Here is a 14735-nt window from a genome sequence, read left to right as displayed (position 1 = left end):
AGCCTCCTCAAATTTATAGGTCAAGCGCATCAATGCCGCGCTTGCTGTAGTAAGCGCGCAGCTTTAACCCCAGCGTGATTTGCTTCATCACCCAGTAGAGGACAGTCAAAATGATGAAGGTGACCAACACGACCGCCGCCGGGCGCTTACTGGCCAGCGTATTGAGGGCGATGCTAAAAACGCTGGTAGGGTCAGTGGCCAAATCCCAGCTGTTAAGCCGGACGAATCGGCCTAGATAAATCCCAATGGCGCTCAGAGCGTGAATCAGCAGCTCAGTGGGCAAGATATAGCGCCCGTTACCTCTTTGCTTGAGATAGTAGGCCTGATTGATCAGCGAGAGCACATAGGCTTCAAAGCCAATCAAAATAGCGATCGCATGAATGGGAACAAAGACCAGTGCCACTACCCACACGCGCAGTCCGCCTGAACTAGTCCCTCGAATCAAATGAATAATATCGGTAAGGACATAAGGCGCATTGGGCAAAAAGGCGATAAATGCCACTAGCCCCAACCACCACAGCACGGTGCGCGAACTCTTTTTTCGCCGAAAGAGTGAAAAGCTCAGCGTGAGTGAGATGAGAACCAGCACAGCCCACCAGATTACCTTGAGCTGAGCCGAGCGATCGCCCGAGGAAAGTGCGTCCACCAGCTGCATTTGCGCTCGCATCACGCGGGGCAGTCGGGGCCATAGCCCCACTATCCCAATCGCGATCACCACTATAGAAGCCACCCAGAGCTTTGCTTGAGAAATCTCTTTGCGCCTGAACAGCACAAAGCTGAGAAACAGCGGTAAAAAGGCCAAAAACAAATTCCATAGAATCCAGCCGCTGTAGACATTGTCAAAGGCAGCGGAGATATCGGTTAGGAGCGATCGCGCAAACGCCGTCTGATCAGGTCGAAGCATAGCGTCAACATCAAGGTCGATTTGTGTCCACCTAGCCTACCTCGAAGAACCGTGGCTGTGGTTAGACAGCATTCCACTTTAAAACCCCCACTTCAGGAAAGCGGGGATTTGTGGTTAATAATCGCTCGGTGGGACTGAACCTAGCCCACAGTCGTTGTTAGCTTGTTGGTTTTCACAGACGCTTCCACACTGTCTGCCTCAGAAGGCGGCACGACCTGCCAGAACTGCGGCAAATAGGTTTGCCAATCGGCCAAAATTTCTTTGGCTTTAGGGCTACCTGTGCGCTCAGCGTGCGCTTCGATCAGCGATTTGAGCTGCTGCTCACCCGCTTCAGACCCCACCTTTTGCACCTGTACAATTTCAGGATTGACTCGGGTTTGAAAGTCACCTGCTTCGTCTAAAAAGTAGCCCAGACCGCCCGTCATCCCGGCCCCGACGTTGCGACCGACCTTACCCAGTACGACGACCACACCGCCGGTCATATATTCGCAGCAGTGGTCTCCGGCCCCTTCTAAAACGGCCATAGCTTTAGAATTACGGACAGCAAAGCGCTCGCCCGCGATGCCATTGACATACAGGGTGCCGCCAGTGGCTCCATAGAGGCAGGTATTGCCGACGATGACGTTGTCAGTAGCAGCATAGTTGGCCTTTTCAAACGGTCTGATGACGATTTCACCGCCGTTCATGCCTTTACCCACATAGTCGTTAGCTTCGCCGATCAGAGTCAGCTTCATACCTGCCAGGTTGAAAGCGCCAAAGCTCTGACCAATGCTGCCTTTAAAGGTGAAGTTGAGCTGGCCATTAAAGTCGTCGTTGCCATATTGTTTGGCGATCGCTCCCGAAACCCGCGCTCCTACCGTCCGGTTAGTATTGATTACATCCCAAGTTTTAGTCGCCGTGCCGTGCTCAGCAATGGCGCTGGCAATGTCTTTATCAGCGAGCATTTCATCGTCTAGCACGGGCCCGTTGCTGTGGACTTCACCGTGGTCTAGCCAGGTGCGATCGCTTTTTACATCTGGCAGTCTTACCAGGGTAGAGAGGTCCATCTGCTTAGTTTTGGCAAGCTGCACGTCACTGCGAGGCGTGAGCAAGTCAGCGCGACCGATAATCTCACTGAGCGAGCGATAGCCTAGCTTGGCCAGCAAAGAGCGCACTTCTTCAGCGATGAAGTAAAAGAAGTTCACCACTTTGCCCGGCGTACCCGAAAAGCGCTTGCGCAAGACTTCTTGCTGCGTAGCGACGCCGACCGGACACTGATTGGTATGGCAAACGCGGGCCATGATACAGCCTTCGGCAATCATCGCAATGGAGCCAAAGCCGTATTCTTCAGCGCCCATCAGCGCGCCCATAATCACGTCCCAGCCAGTTTTCAGTCCGCCGTCTACTCTCAGGGTGACGCGATCGCGTAGCTGGTTTTCCATCAGCGACCGGTGGACTTCGGTTAGGCCCAGCTCCCACGGCATGCCCGCATGTTTAATCGAACTTAGCGGTGACGCGCCAGTGCCGCCGTCATGTCCTGAGATTTGGATCACATCGGCATTGGCCTTAGCCACACCCGCCGCGATTGTACCGATCCCGACTTCTGCTACCAGCTTGACTGAGACGCCTGCTTTAGGATTGATCTGGTGCAGGTCAAAAATTAGCTGCGAAAGGTCTTCAATCGAGTAAATATCGTGGTGCGGCGGTGGCGAAATTAGAGTCACTCCGGCTTTAGAGCGACGCAGCGACGCGATGTATTCGCTCACCTTTGGCCCGGGTAGCTGACCGCCTTCACCGGGCTTCGCGCCTTGGGCCATCTTAATTTCGATTTGCTTGGCACTCATCAGGTATTCCGGGGTTACCCCAAAGCGGCCCGAGGCCACTTGTTTGATGGCAGAAGAAGCCGTATCGCCATTCTCCAGTCCTTTCAGGTGCGGCAATGTCGGCGAGAGACCTTCCTCATCGACATCGTCAAGCACCTTAAAGCGCACGCCGTCTTCACCGCCTTCGCCCGAATTTGATTTGCCGTTGATGCGGTTCATCGCGATCCCCAGCGTCTCGTGAGCTTCGCGGGAGAGCGACCCGAGTGACATGCCGCCTGTGCAGAAGCGCTGCATAATCGATTCGACCGATTCGACTTCAGAGAGATCGATAGAGTCGCGATCGCCTTTAAAGTCCAACAGGTCGCGCAGGGCGGCGATCGGACGACCGCTCAACTGCGCGCGGTAAATTTCGTAGTGGTCGTACTGCTTAGTTTCAACCGCTTTGTGCAGCAGTTTGGTCATAGCCGGGTTGTTCATGTGGTACTCGCCCGACGGCCTCGACTGCACAAAGCCCATATTCTCCAGGCGCTTGCGGGTCAGCTCGGGGAACGCCTTTTCATGAAAAGACATGGTTTCCTGCGCCAGTTCTTCAATCTCTAAACCGCCCAGCCGGGACACACTGCCTTTAAACGACAGGTCTAACAGATTGCGACCAATGCCCACCGCTTCAAAAATCTGTGCGCCGCGATAGCTGCTCAACAGCGAGATGCCCATCTTTGAGAGAATTTTCAGCAGGCCGTTGTCCACCGCCTTACGGTAGTTAGTCTGCGCCCCGTTGAGCGTAGAGACCGGCAGCTTGCCCGACTCCATCTGTTTTTGAGTCTTTTTATCGGCCCACCAGTGTCGGACGCTCTCTAAGGTGAGGTATGGGCAAATGGCCGTCGCCCCGTAGCCCAGCAGGCAGGCGTAGTGGTGAGTGCTCCAGCACTGAGCCGTATCGACAATCAAAGATGCCTGCAACCGTAGGCCGTGGCGGATCAGGTGATGATGAACCGCACCGACAGCGACCAAAGGCGGAATGTAGGTTTGTTTGTCTGAGAGGGTGGTGAGGTTGCCCTGGGCGTCCAGGCGATCGCTCAAGATCAAAATTTGGTCACCGGCCTTGACCACTTCGGTAGCGCGATCGCACAGCGCACCAATAGCCGTTTCTAAGCCAGCTGGCCCATCTTCAATGGCGTATAGGGTCGAGAGTTCGCTGACCGGAAAGTCCGACTTGCGGATCATCTCCATCTCAGTGTCATTAATTACAGGCGACTCTAGCTTTAGCAGCCGTGCCTGCTCCGGATGCTCTTCGAGCAAATTGCCCTGTGCCCCTAGCTGAGTCGATAGAGACATGACTAACCGCTCGCGCAGCGGGTCAATGGGCGGATTCGTCACCTGGGCAAAGCGCTGCTTAAAGTAGTCGTAGAGCAGGTGAGGCTTGTCTGAGAGCACGGCTAGCGGCGTGTCGTTGCCCATGCAAAAGGTAGGCTCTTTGGCCTGGGCAGCCATGTCCTGAATGATCATGTCCACGTCCTCAGCGGTATAGCCAAAGGCGGTTTGCTGGGTTAGCAGGGCTTGCGTATCTAAGCGGGTCTCTTTGCTAAAGAGTTGGGGAGCAATCTCCTGACGGCGCTCAGCTAGCCATTTGCCGTAAGGCTGGGCCTGGGCAATTCGCTTTTTAATATCCCAGTTTTTGAGGATTTCGTGGCCTTCTTCAAAGTTGACCGCCAGCATCTGGCCCGGCCCTAGCCTGCCTTTTTCAATAATGTTCTCGATGGGAATATCAACAACGCCTGCTTCTGAAGAGACCACCACGTAGCCGTCTTTAGTTATCACGTAGCGAGCGGGCCGGAGCCCGTTACGGTCGAGGGTGGCACCGACTTGTTTGCCATCGCAAAAGACAATCAGCGCGGGGCCGTCCCAAGGCTCTTGAATGCTGCTGTAATACTCGTAGTAGTCAACAATTTCGGGATATTTGGCTAGCTCAGGCTGGTTGTGATACGCCTCTGGCACCATCATCGTCAGGGCGTGGGCAGGCGATCGCCCCGATCTCACCAGCAGCTCCATCACATTGTCTAGATTAGCCGAGTCGCTGTTTTCGGCATTGACAATAGGCTTCAGCAGCTCTAGCTCATCTCCCCAAACTGAGCTGGACAGATTGGCCTCTCGGGCCTTCATCCAGTTAATATTGCCGATTAGCGTATTAATTTCGCCGTTGTGACCTAGCAACCGCATCGGGTGAGCTAGCGGCCACTTGGGTAACGTATTGGTACTGAAGCGCCGATGATAGACTGCAAAGGCGCTCTCATAATCTGAATTCTGCAGGTCTTTGTAGAACTGCCCTAACACGGCTGAACGCACCATGCCCTTGTACACAATGGTGCGGGCGGAAAAAGAACAGACATAGGCTTCGGCGACAGACTTAGGATCGGCTGACTGTTCGGCTAGCCGGGCCAGCGCTTGCTTAAATCGCTGCCGGGCCAGGAAGAGCGATCGCTCCAAATCATCGCCCCTAAGGTCTGAAGACGTGACCAGCGCCTGCTCAATTTGGGGCTGAAATGCTTTGGCCATTGCCCCTAAGGTCTCAGGCGCGACCGGCACCTTACGCCAACCTAAAAAGGTCAGCTTGGTGGCTGCTACCGCTTGCTCAAACTGCTCGCGTACGGCCTGAGCCACTGCGTCCTGCTGTGGCAAAAAGACCATCCCGACACCCGTTTGCGCTGGCTGCAGCTCGCCTATGCCCGTTTCATCGGCCCAAACTTGCAGCAACTTCCAGGGAATAGCCGTCATGATGCCGGCACCATCGCCAGACTCTTGATCCGCGCAGCATCCGCCCCGGTGCTCCATGCAGTTCAGGGCGCTGAGGGTATCTGTCACCAGGCGATGACTCGCGCGCCCCTGCTGGTCAGCAATAAAGCCAACCCCACAGGCATCACGTTCTTCCACGAGCCAACTGGGCCCTAAAGGCTCTAATATATCTGTCTGAAAAGTTGTCGGGTTGAAAGTCACGCGCGGGTCACCTACTGAAAAAACTGTTACCTGTCCGGAATACAAGAATTATAGAGAAATATTAAGGGATAGTGAAGCGAGCGGTCGATCCTTTTTTGCTTTGAGACGGTGCTGATATCCGCTCATAACGTGAATTGGCCGACTGCTTGTCTCGCTTTTGTCTAGGGTGGCTGTACTGGATCTTGCAGAGATCCCAGCGGATTCGAACTGGCTAGCATACTGAGCGCTCAGCGTGTCATGATTACGTGATGTTTTTATGAAGAGTTCTCAGTGTTCTTACGGCATTGTTAAGACGCTTGATCAAAAGTATTGCCATTGGCGAAATCGCATTCTTAAATACGGTAGCGCGTGCATTAATTTGGCTCAGCTCAATAGAAATAGAGTCGCGGGAGACCCGGCAAGACTGAATCTTGGTCGGCGATCGCTATGTTGACAATAAAATCACTGGCAGAACTGGGCTGTGCCCTCTGAGCCAAATTCGTAGAATACAAAGGCGCTGTCTCAGTGATATCTATTGATATGAAAATGGGTATACCAGGTCAAAAGCGCAGCCAATTTAGAAATTAAGGAAAGCGGGGTTAAGTAAGTTGCTTAGCGGCTCTACTTAGCTATCTCCCTCAAAGAATTAATGAAATCTCTTCGTCACAGACCGATCCGGTCGCGGCGCTCGCCGGGCCAGCGTTCTTCTCAGCAAGCTCGGCGACCTAAGCGGCTGTTGTTAGGCCGGGTAATTTCTCTGAGCTTGCTCACCAGCCTTGGCTGGGCCGTGGTGAGTTCGGTGGGTCTCCGCTCAGCGCCAGCCGGTTGGTGGCTGAGCGGGCGTTCAGGCGATCGCCCCAGCCAAATGGCTTCACCCAGTGCTGGCTTAAGTGCTGGTGTGATGCCTGGCCTGGGCCGTCTGCAGCCAATAGAGTCATTTCAGCCGGTCGCCAGAGCCGACGATACCCGGGCAGAGCTGTCGGGCAATCGCATCCGCCTCAATGGTCAAGCACTCACTGGTTTTTGGCAGCAGAAGAACGGTCGTATCGGTATCTCTAGCGGCAGCCTGACCAGTCTGATGGGGGTTGAGTTACTCAGTACGACAGACCCCGCTCAGCAGCCCGTTCGCTGGTTCCCGACGCAGTCTACCCCGTTGCTTCTGCCTGCCTGGTGGGATGCGACTAATCGCTACATAGACATTACCAATCTGGTCGCCAGCGCGGGTTGGACAGCTCAGGCAGCGGGAACTACGCTAGACCTTACATTGCCTCAAAGTCGGGTTAATGGGGTCAGGCAGGGCCGGCAAACCTGGGGCGATCGCGTCGTTGTCGATCTCACAGGCCCGGCTACCTGGCAGATGGAAGCCGCCGATGTCTATACCGTGACGATTGACGGGGCAATCACCCCGCAGATGGTGTCTGCGTTTAGGGCAATGCCGGGCAACCTGCTGACTCAGCTAGACGTGGCGGCTTTGAGTGGCCGTACCGTCATTAAAATCAAAACAAAAGACGGCGCGAGTCCTCAAATTTGGTCTACGGGTAACCCCTCCCGAGTCGTCATCGACATTCGCCAGGATGCCATGGTCGAGCGAGATATCGCCTGGGCACCGGGTCTGCGCTGGCGGCAGCAATACATTACAGTGGGCCGCGATCGCTTCCCCGTATACATGTTTGTGACCCGGCCTAATCCGGCAACGCTCGCCCTTCGGCCCATCAGCGCAGCGCCCAACAGCGCGATCGGCATTGAGCCGCTGCTGTCCATGGCGCAGCGGCAGGGCGTATCCGGCGCGGTCAACGCTGGCTTTTTTAACCGCAACAATCAACTGCCGCTCGGCGCAGTTCGCAGCGGCGGACGCTGGATCTCTGGGCCCATTTTAGGGCGAGGCGCGATGGCCTGGAATGACCAAGGCGACTTAGTCATGGATCGGTTGGCGCTTTCGGAAGTGGTGACTACAGCGTCTGGTCAAGCCTTACCCGTGCTCACGCTCAATAGCGGCTACGTCCGAGCGGGTGTCGGGCGCTACACGTCTGACTGGGGAGCTACCTACACGCCGATTGTCGATAACGAAATTGTGGTGACTGTTCGCAATGACACCGTCGCTGCTCAGCAGACTCTAGGCAAGGCCGGTACCGGTAGCGTACCGATCCCTACCGACGGCTACCTGCTGACGCTGCGCAGCAACAGCAGTGCCGCTGGTAGCTTTGCGCCGGGCGCAAGACTGGCCCTAGCGAGCCAGAGCCAGCCATCGGTGTTTGACCAATATCCAAATGTGATCGGCGGCGGCCCTTTGCTGATTCGCGATCGCAATATCGTTCTTGACCCCCAGCTAGAAGGCTTTAGCACAAACTTTATCCAGGGGGCTGCGCCCCGTACCGCTGTGGGTAAAACCGCAGACGGCACCTGGATTGTCGCTACCATGCATGACCGGGTCGGCGGGCGAGGGCCGACTTTAGCCGAAACCGCACAAATCATGCAGCAGCTCGGCGCTGTGGATGCCCTTAATCTAGATGGCGGCAGCTCCTCTAGCTTTTACCTGGGTGGTCAGCTGCTCAATCGGTCGCCCCGTACTGCTGCCAGGGTCAATAACGGCATTGGGCTATTCATCTTAGGTCGATAGAGTTAGGTCGATAGAGTTTGATGTCGGTCAGGCAGGTCTCGGTAATACCTCTGGCTAACGCAGCGGTTCATCCCGGCTTTAATCTGAGTTAATGCGGATGAAGACTCGATAGAGAATGCCCTTTCGTCGCTTTCGCCACTTTACAGACAGGGGAAGGGCGCTGTTAGAATCAACCAGCATTGAAGATTTTAGAGTGAATAACTAGCAGCTTGGCGCTCTTAGCCACAAGACTGCCATGAGACCCATTACCCTTTTCTCAGCTTTCAGCGCCGTATTTATCTCAGCTATATTCCTACAGTCTTTAACCTAAGGAGAGCAAGACTATCATGGTTCAAACTCAAGAACGCACCAAGCCCGCCAAGCCCGCCGATACCAAAAGCTTTGAAGGCGTGGCCGCAACTGAACTTCGACCCTGGGGCTCATTTACCGTCTTAGAAGAGGGTCAGGGCTACAAAATCAAACGCATTGAAGTTAAGCCCGGTCACCGCCTCAGCTTGCAAATGCACCACCACCGCAGCGAGCACTGGATCGTCGTCTCCGGGACGGCTAAGGTCACCTGCGGCGAGAAAGAGATGATGCTCTGCACCAACCAGTCTACCTATGTACCTGCTTGCACCACTCACCGCCTGGAAAATTCAGGTGTGATTCCGCTCGTACTCATCGAAGTCCAAAACGGCGAATACCTTGGTGAGGACGACATCACTCGCTATCAGGATGACTACGCCCGCGATGCTAAGTAGATCGGCGCTGTAGAAGATCGGCGCTATGGACTATTGAGTTCTGTCCAAGCCAGAGTCCAAAAAGTAGAGACAAAGAGCCAATAGGCAATCGACCCTGAGGGGATGCTAAGCAGTGTCCCCTCTTTTTTGCGCATACTTTCCTCTGGCTTCATCAGCCCGTATAATAGTGTTAGTGACTCGGTTTGCTGTGCGAGCTGCTAGCGGCGACAGTGATCGCCCTCCCTTTCCTGACTGCCAACTATCTGACTGCCAGCTCTAGATGATTCAGCTTACGCCCGCCGCCCGCCAAGAAATCAACCGACTGCGTCAGCGTCAGCAGCAGCCTGACGCCCTTTTTCGGCTGGGGCTACAGCCTAGTAGCTGCGCTCAATGGGCCTATATCCTGGCGCTTGACCATGCCGTCGCGGACGATGACGATATCCATGATTTTGAAGACATTCGGCTAGTAGTGAAGCGCGATCGCTTTGACTACATTCGCGATCTCAAAATCGATTTTTCTGAAGACCTGATGGGCGGGGCTTTTCGCTTTGACAATCCCCTGGCGACTGAAAGCTGCCGCTGTGGATATGCTTTTTCTATCGGTCAAAATCTATAGCATTCAGTGAGTTAGCATTCAGTAAGTAAACGGATCGGCTTGCAGCGGATAGTAATCCGCTCCTCAAAAAAATAAAGCATTTTGAGTCCTGCCAGCTCGAATTTTTGCCGTTTTTGCCCAACAATTTCTAAATATCCGCTCAGTTAGATTGACAAGGTAAAAATCTAATTGATAGTATCAGATCTCATGTCAATTTATTTTGCGGAGTAACTTACCCCCGCCCTATATGCCTACGATTCAACAGCTCATCCGCACTGAGCGCAACAAGCTAACTAAAAAAACCAAGTCTCCAGCCCTTAAGAGCTGTCCTCAGCGTCGCGGCGTTTGCACTCGCGTGTATACAACCACGCCCAAAAAGCCTAACTCGGCTTTGAGAAAGGTCGCCCGGGTTCGTCTCACCTCTGGGTTTGAGGTCACTGCCTACATCCCCGGCATCGGCCACAACCTGCAGGAGCATTCGGTCGTCATGATTCGCGGCGGTCGGGTTAAAGATCTGCCGGGTGTTCGCTATCACATTATTCGCGGCACTTTGGACACTGCAGGCGTTAAAGACCGCCGTCAGAGTCGCTCTAAGTATGGCGCGAAGCGGCCTAAAGCCGCTTCCTAAAGGAGCTTAAGGGATCGAGTGCCGGGCGGGCCGCGATCGCCACTAATCGCCATCATGAGAGCGACGTAGAATGCGGCCGATGCTCAGGTAATCTGTTCAGTATTGAGCTATAGTCGGTATTCCTTCAAAAAGTTAAGAAGCTGATAGTTCCTGAGCCCTAAATCCCTGAGCCCTAAAGTAGAGAAAGCTGAATCTCTCAATACAGCTGGTGTACCTGATCGAAGCGAGTAATGCTGATGCTCCCCGATATCAGCGTCCACAGGTTCGTTGCGTATTTGTACAGAGTTTAGCTAGGGCGAAGGCAATGAGCTGCTTTATCCACCGAGAACCGCGCTAAATGTGCGCAAGAAAGCGCACAAAAAATCATCTTCTGGCTGTCTAAACTTTCACACTATCTACAAGGGTTAAAACCTCATGTCTCGTCGTTCTGCCGCTCAAAAGCGCACCGTCCCCCCGGACTCCGTATACAACAGTCGTCTGGTCAGCATGATGTCTCGTCGAATCATGCTCAGCGGCAAAAAATCTCTAGCTAATAAAATTATTTACGGTGCCTTCAAGGTGATTGAAGAGCGCACCGGCAGCGATCCGCTTGAGGTCTTCGAGCAAGCAGTTCGCAACGCCACCCCACTAGTCGAAGTCAAAGCCCGCCGGGTCGGGGGCGCGACTTATCAAGTGCCGATGGAAGTTCGATCAGAGCGGGGTACAGCCCTTTCTTTGCGCTGGCTGACTCAGTTCTCCCGCTCGCGAGGGGGCCGCACCATGACAATGAAGCTGGCTAATGAACTGATCGACGCGGCCAACGAAACCGGGGGGGCAGTTCGTAAACGGGAAGAAACCCATCGTATGGCTGAGGCCAACAAGGCATTTGCCCACTACCGCTACTGAGTCTGTTTGGCTCAAGCCCTTATGCTGCGGTACTCTTTGACCGCGCTTTCTTTTGGACGCTTTATTAGGCGGCGTTGTCGGTCGAGCACGCCAGCAAACTTCCTGAGTAATTTTTCTCAGTAATTTTTATAATAGTTTTACTGCAGATAATTTTTACTCTGTAGATATCTGCAAAGAGGTGATTGTGGCACGTACAACCCCATTAGAAAGCGTTAGAAACATTGGCATTGCCGCTCACATTGACGCAGGCAAGACGACGACGACAGAGCGAATTCTCTTCTATTCGGGAGTCGTCCACAAAATTGGTGAAGTTCATGACGGTAATGCGGTTACCGACTGGATGGAGCAGGAGAAGGAGCGGGGGATTACCATCACTGCTGCGGCTATCTCTACTACATGGCGCGATCACCAAATCAATATCATTGATACGCCCGGACATGTTGACTTCACAATTGAAGTAGAGCGGTCCATGCGCGTTTTAGATGGTGTGGTTGCCGTGTTCTGTTCTGTAGGCGGCGTGCAGCCTCAGTCTGAAACAGTTTGGCGACAGGCTGATCGCTATAAGGTGCCGCGCATCGCCTTTGTCAACAAAATGGATAGAACCGGGGCGAACTTCTTTAAGGTCTACGAGCAGGTCAGAGATCGGCTGCGGGCTAAAGCTGTGCCTTTACAAATTCCGATTGGCGCTGAAGATGGGTTTCGAGGTGTCGTTGACCTGGTGACCATGAGAGCCCACCTCTACACCAACGATCTGGGCACCGATATTCAGGTAACCGATATTCCGGTAGAAGTAGAGGCCAAGGCTCAGGAATATCGGACTATCCTGGTAGAAGCAGTCGCTGAAGCCGACGATGCCCTGATGGAGCGCTATCTTGAGGGCGAAGAAATCTCGCCAGAGACACTGATGGCGGGTGTTCGAAAGGCGACCATTCAAGACAATATGGTGCCAATGCTGTGCGGCTCAGCCTTTAAGAATAAAGGCGTGCAGCTACTGTTGGACGCGGTAGTAGACTATCTACCCTCTCCGCCTGAGGTGCCGGCTATTCAGGGTTTGCTGCCCAATGGTGAGACCGGCACCCGGGCAGCGAGCGATGAGGCCCCGGCAGCGGCTTTGGCCTTCAAAATCATGGCTGATCCCTACGGTCGGTTAACGTTTATTCGAGTTTATTCGGGGGTGCTTAAAAAGGGCAGCTACGTATACAACTCTACGAAGGATAAAAAGGAGAGAATCTCGCGGCTGATTATTCTCAAAGCCGATGAGCGGATCGAAGTTGACGAGATGCGAGCAGGCGACTTAGGGGCGGCCCTGGGGCTGAAGGAGACCTTCACAGGAGATACGATCTGCGATGCGGACAATCCGATTGTGCTGGAATCCCTCTATATTCCAGAGCCGGTGATTTCGGTAGCTGTAGAGCCCAGAACCAAGCAGGATATGGAGAAGCTCTCAAAGGCGCTGCAGTCTCTCTCTGAAGAAGACCCCACCTTTAGAGTTAGCATTGACCCGGAGACCAACCAGACCGTAATTGCGGGTATGGGAGAGCTTCACCTCGATATCTTGGTCAATCGCATGCTGCGAGAGTTTAAGGTGGAGGCGAATATTGGTGCTCCCCAGGTTGCCTACCGTGAGACGATTGTCAAACCGGCCAAGGCAGAAGGTAAATTCGTCAGGCAGAGCGGCGGCAAGGGCCAGTACGGTCACGTCGTGATTGAGCTGGAGCCGGCTGAGCAAGGCTCTGGGTTCGAATTTATCAGTAAAATTGTGGGGGGGACTATCCCAAAAGAATTCATTAGCCCAGCCGAGCAAGGCATGAAAGAGGCTTGTGAATCTGGTATTCTAGCCGGATATCCATTAATTGATGTAAAGGTTACATTGGTGGATGGTTCTTATCACGACGTTGACTCCTCGGAGATGGCATTCAAAATTGCTGGCTCTATGGCAGTCAAAGAAGCAGTGATGAAGGCATCTCCGGTTCTTTTGGAACCCATGATGAAGGTCGAAGTGGAAGCTCCAGAAGACTTCCTCGGAGATGTGATGGGAGATCTCAACTCCCGTCGCGGCCAGATTGAGGGGATGGGGTCTGACGACGGTATCACCAAGGTTGCCGCCCAGGTACCTTTGGCCGAGATGTTTGGTTACGCGACCGACATCCGCTCCAAAACTCAGGGAAGAGGCATCTTCTCTATGGAGTTCAGTCAGTACGAGGAAGTTCCGCGTAGTGTGGCTGAGGCGATCATCGCCAGAAACAAAGGGAACGCATAGTTAGTTTTAGGAACACAGAAAAATTCATGGCACGCGCAAAATTTGAAAGAAGCAAACCCCACGTCAATATTGGCACTATTGGCCACGTTGACCACGGTAAAACAACGCTGACTGCAGCTATCACGATGGCACTAGCAGCTGGTGGCAGCGGTAAAGCCCAACGCTACGATGAAATTGACGCGGCTCCTGAGGAGAAAGCGCGCGGTATTACGATTAACACCGCTCACGTAGAGTATGAGACCGAAGCTCGTCACTATGCCCACGTTGACTGTCCTGGCCACGCTGACTATGTAAAAAACATGATCACCGGTGCAGCTCAGATGGACGGCGCTATTTTGGTGGTATCTGCAGCAGATGGCCCGATGCCCCAAACCCGTGAGCACATTCTGCTAGCGGGTCAGGTTGGTGTACCCAACATCGTCGTTTTCTTGAACAAGCAAGATCAAGTCGATGACGAAGAGCTGCTAGAGCTTGTTGAGCTAGAAGTTCGTGAGCTGTTGAGTTCTTATGACTTCCCTGGCGACGATATCCCCATTACCGCAGGTTCTGCGCTGAAGGCGGTTGAAAAGCTGGTGGCTACCCCGACGACAGCTCGCGGTGATGACGAATGGGTTGATAAAATCCATGCGCTGATGGATGAGGTTGATGCCTACATTCCCACGCCTGAGCGCGAAGTTGACAAGCCTTTCTTGATGGCGGTAGAAGACGTGTTCTCGATTACAGGTCGGGGTACTGTTGCCACTGGCCGGATTGAGCGCGGCGTCGTTAAAGTGGGCGAAACGGTTGAGCTAGTCGGTATTCGCGACACTCGCAGCACCACTGTGACGGGCGTAGAGATGTTCCAGAAGACGTTGGATTCTGGGATGGCTGGCGACAACGTGGGCGTACTGCTGCGGGGTATTCAGAAGGAAGACATTGAGCGCGGTATGGTGCTGGCTAAGCCCAAGAGCATTACCCCTCATACCGAGTTTGAGTCTGAGGTATATGTGCTGAATAAGGAAGAGGGCGGTCGTCATACGCCGTTCTTCCCTGGCTATAAGCCTCAGTTCTATGTGCGGACAACGGACGTGACCGGTAGCATTGAGAGCTTTACCGCCGATGATGGTAGCGAAGCTGAAATGGTGATGCCGGGCGATCGCATCAAGATGAATGTAAAGCTAATCAACCCAATTGCCATTGAGCAGGGGATGCGCTTTGCCATTCGTGAAGGTGGCCGGACAGTTGGAGCTGGCGTTGTTTCTAAGATCACCAAGTAGGAGCAGCCCGTAAATCCGCTGTAGGGGCATAGCTTGGCTGTGTCCCTACAGCATTTCGGAACTATCATCGGTGGAATTCTCTGAATCCCCCACCAATCA

9 protein-coding genes are annotated in these 14735 nt (G+C 53.8%); 7 read left to right on the top strand and 2 right to left on the bottom strand.

What is annotated here, in order from left to right; genetic code table 11:
- Nucleotides 1–13: 13 nt before the first annotated feature.
- Nucleotides 14–904 (bottom strand): DUF1361 domain-containing protein, encoded by an 891-nt coding sequence (locus tag CKL79_RS14580; protein ID WP_121970313.1) that lies wholly within the window; start codon nt 902–904, stop codon nt 14–16.
- A 140-nt stretch (nt 905–1044) separates the two neighbouring features.
- Nucleotides 1045–5697: a glutamate synthase large subunit gene (gene gltB, locus CKL79_RS14575; RefSeq protein ID WP_121970312.1), complete on the bottom strand. Its 4653-nt coding sequence runs from the start codon at nt 5695–5697 to the stop codon at nt 1045–1047.
- Nucleotides 5698–6325: 628 nt separating this feature from the next.
- On the opposite strand from gltB, the gene CKL79_RS14570 reads away from it, so the two are divergent.
- The 7 genes from CKL79_RS14570 to tuf all read left to right on the top strand — a co-directional run bounded on the left by CKL79_RS14570 (nt 6326) and on the right by tuf (nt 14636).
- Nucleotides 6326–8293, top strand: coding sequence for a phosphodiester glycosidase family protein (locus tag CKL79_RS14570; RefSeq protein ID WP_121970311.1), 1968 nt, complete (start codon nt 6326–6328; stop codon nt 8291–8293).
- A 326-nt stretch (nt 8294–8619) separates the two neighbouring features.
- Nucleotides 8620–9033: a phosphomannose isomerase type II C-terminal cupin domain gene (locus CKL79_RS14565; protein ID WP_121970310.1), complete on the top strand. Its 414-nt coding sequence runs from the start codon at nt 8620–8622 to the stop codon at nt 9031–9033.
- Between the two features lie 259 nt (nt 9034–9292).
- Nucleotides 9293–9628, top strand: coding sequence for an iron-sulfur cluster assembly accessory protein (locus CKL79_RS14560; protein WP_121970309.1), 336 nt, complete (start codon nt 9293–9295; stop codon nt 9626–9628).
- Nucleotides 9629–9854: 226 nt separating this feature from the next.
- Nucleotides 9855–10235: a 30S ribosomal protein S12 gene (rpsL, locus tag CKL79_RS14555; RefSeq protein WP_121970308.1), complete on the top strand. Its 381-nt coding sequence runs from the start codon at nt 9855–9857 to the stop codon at nt 10233–10235.
- A 414-nt stretch (nt 10236–10649) separates the two neighbouring features.
- On the top strand, nt 10650–11120 hold the full coding sequence (rpsG, locus tag CKL79_RS14550; RefSeq protein WP_121970307.1) for a 30S ribosomal protein S7: 471 nt from the start codon (nt 10650–10652) through the stop codon (nt 11118–11120).
- A 184-nt stretch (nt 11121–11304) separates the two neighbouring features.
- Nucleotides 11305–13380, top strand: a complete 2076-nt coding sequence (gene fusA / locus CKL79_RS14545) for an elongation factor G (protein WP_121970328.1) — start codon at nt 11305–11307, stop codon at nt 13378–13380.
- 26 nt (nt 13381–13406) lie between these two features.
- Nucleotides 13407–14636 (top strand): elongation factor Tu, encoded by a 1230-nt coding sequence (tuf, locus tag CKL79_RS14540; RefSeq protein WP_121970306.1) that lies wholly within the window; start codon nt 13407–13409, stop codon nt 14634–14636.
- The last annotated feature ends 99 nt before the right edge of the window (nt 14637–14735 follow it).

Origin of the sequence: Leptolyngbya sp. BC1307 (assembly GCF_002286735.1) — a bacterium.
GTDB lineage: Bacteria > Cyanobacteriota > Cyanobacteriia > Phormidesmidales > Phormidesmidaceae > Phormidesmis.
Note: the sequence above shows the minus strand (reverse complement) of the source record. Positions and strands in the feature narration are given on the sequence as shown.

What these genes read in the sequence shown, in the direction of transcription:
- rpsG (WP_121970307.1), top strand. Translation starts at nt 10,650, where the DNA reads ATGTCTCGTCGTTCTGCCGCTCAAAAGCGCACCGTCCCCCCGGACTCC.
- CKL79_RS14570 (WP_121970311.1), top strand. Translation starts at nt 6,326, where the DNA reads ATGAAATCTCTTCGTCACAGACCGATCCGGTCGCGGCGCTCGCCGGGC.
- tuf (WP_121970306.1), top strand. Translation starts at nt 13,407, where the DNA reads ATGGCACGCGCAAAATTTGAAAGAAGCAAACCCCACGTCAATATTGGC.
- CKL79_RS14580 (WP_121970313.1), bottom strand. Translation starts at nt 904, where the DNA reads ATGCTTCGACCTGATCAGACGGCGTTTGCGCGATCGCTCCTAACCGAT.
- rpsL (WP_121970308.1), top strand. Translation starts at nt 9,855, where the DNA reads ATGCCTACGATTCAACAGCTCATCCGCACTGAGCGCAACAAGCTAACT.
- CKL79_RS14560 (WP_121970309.1), top strand. Translation starts at nt 9,293, where the DNA reads ATGATTCAGCTTACGCCCGCCGCCCGCCAAGAAATCAACCGACTGCGT.
- CKL79_RS14565 (WP_121970310.1), top strand. Translation starts at nt 8,620, where the DNA reads ATGGTTCAAACTCAAGAACGCACCAAGCCCGCCAAGCCCGCCGATACC.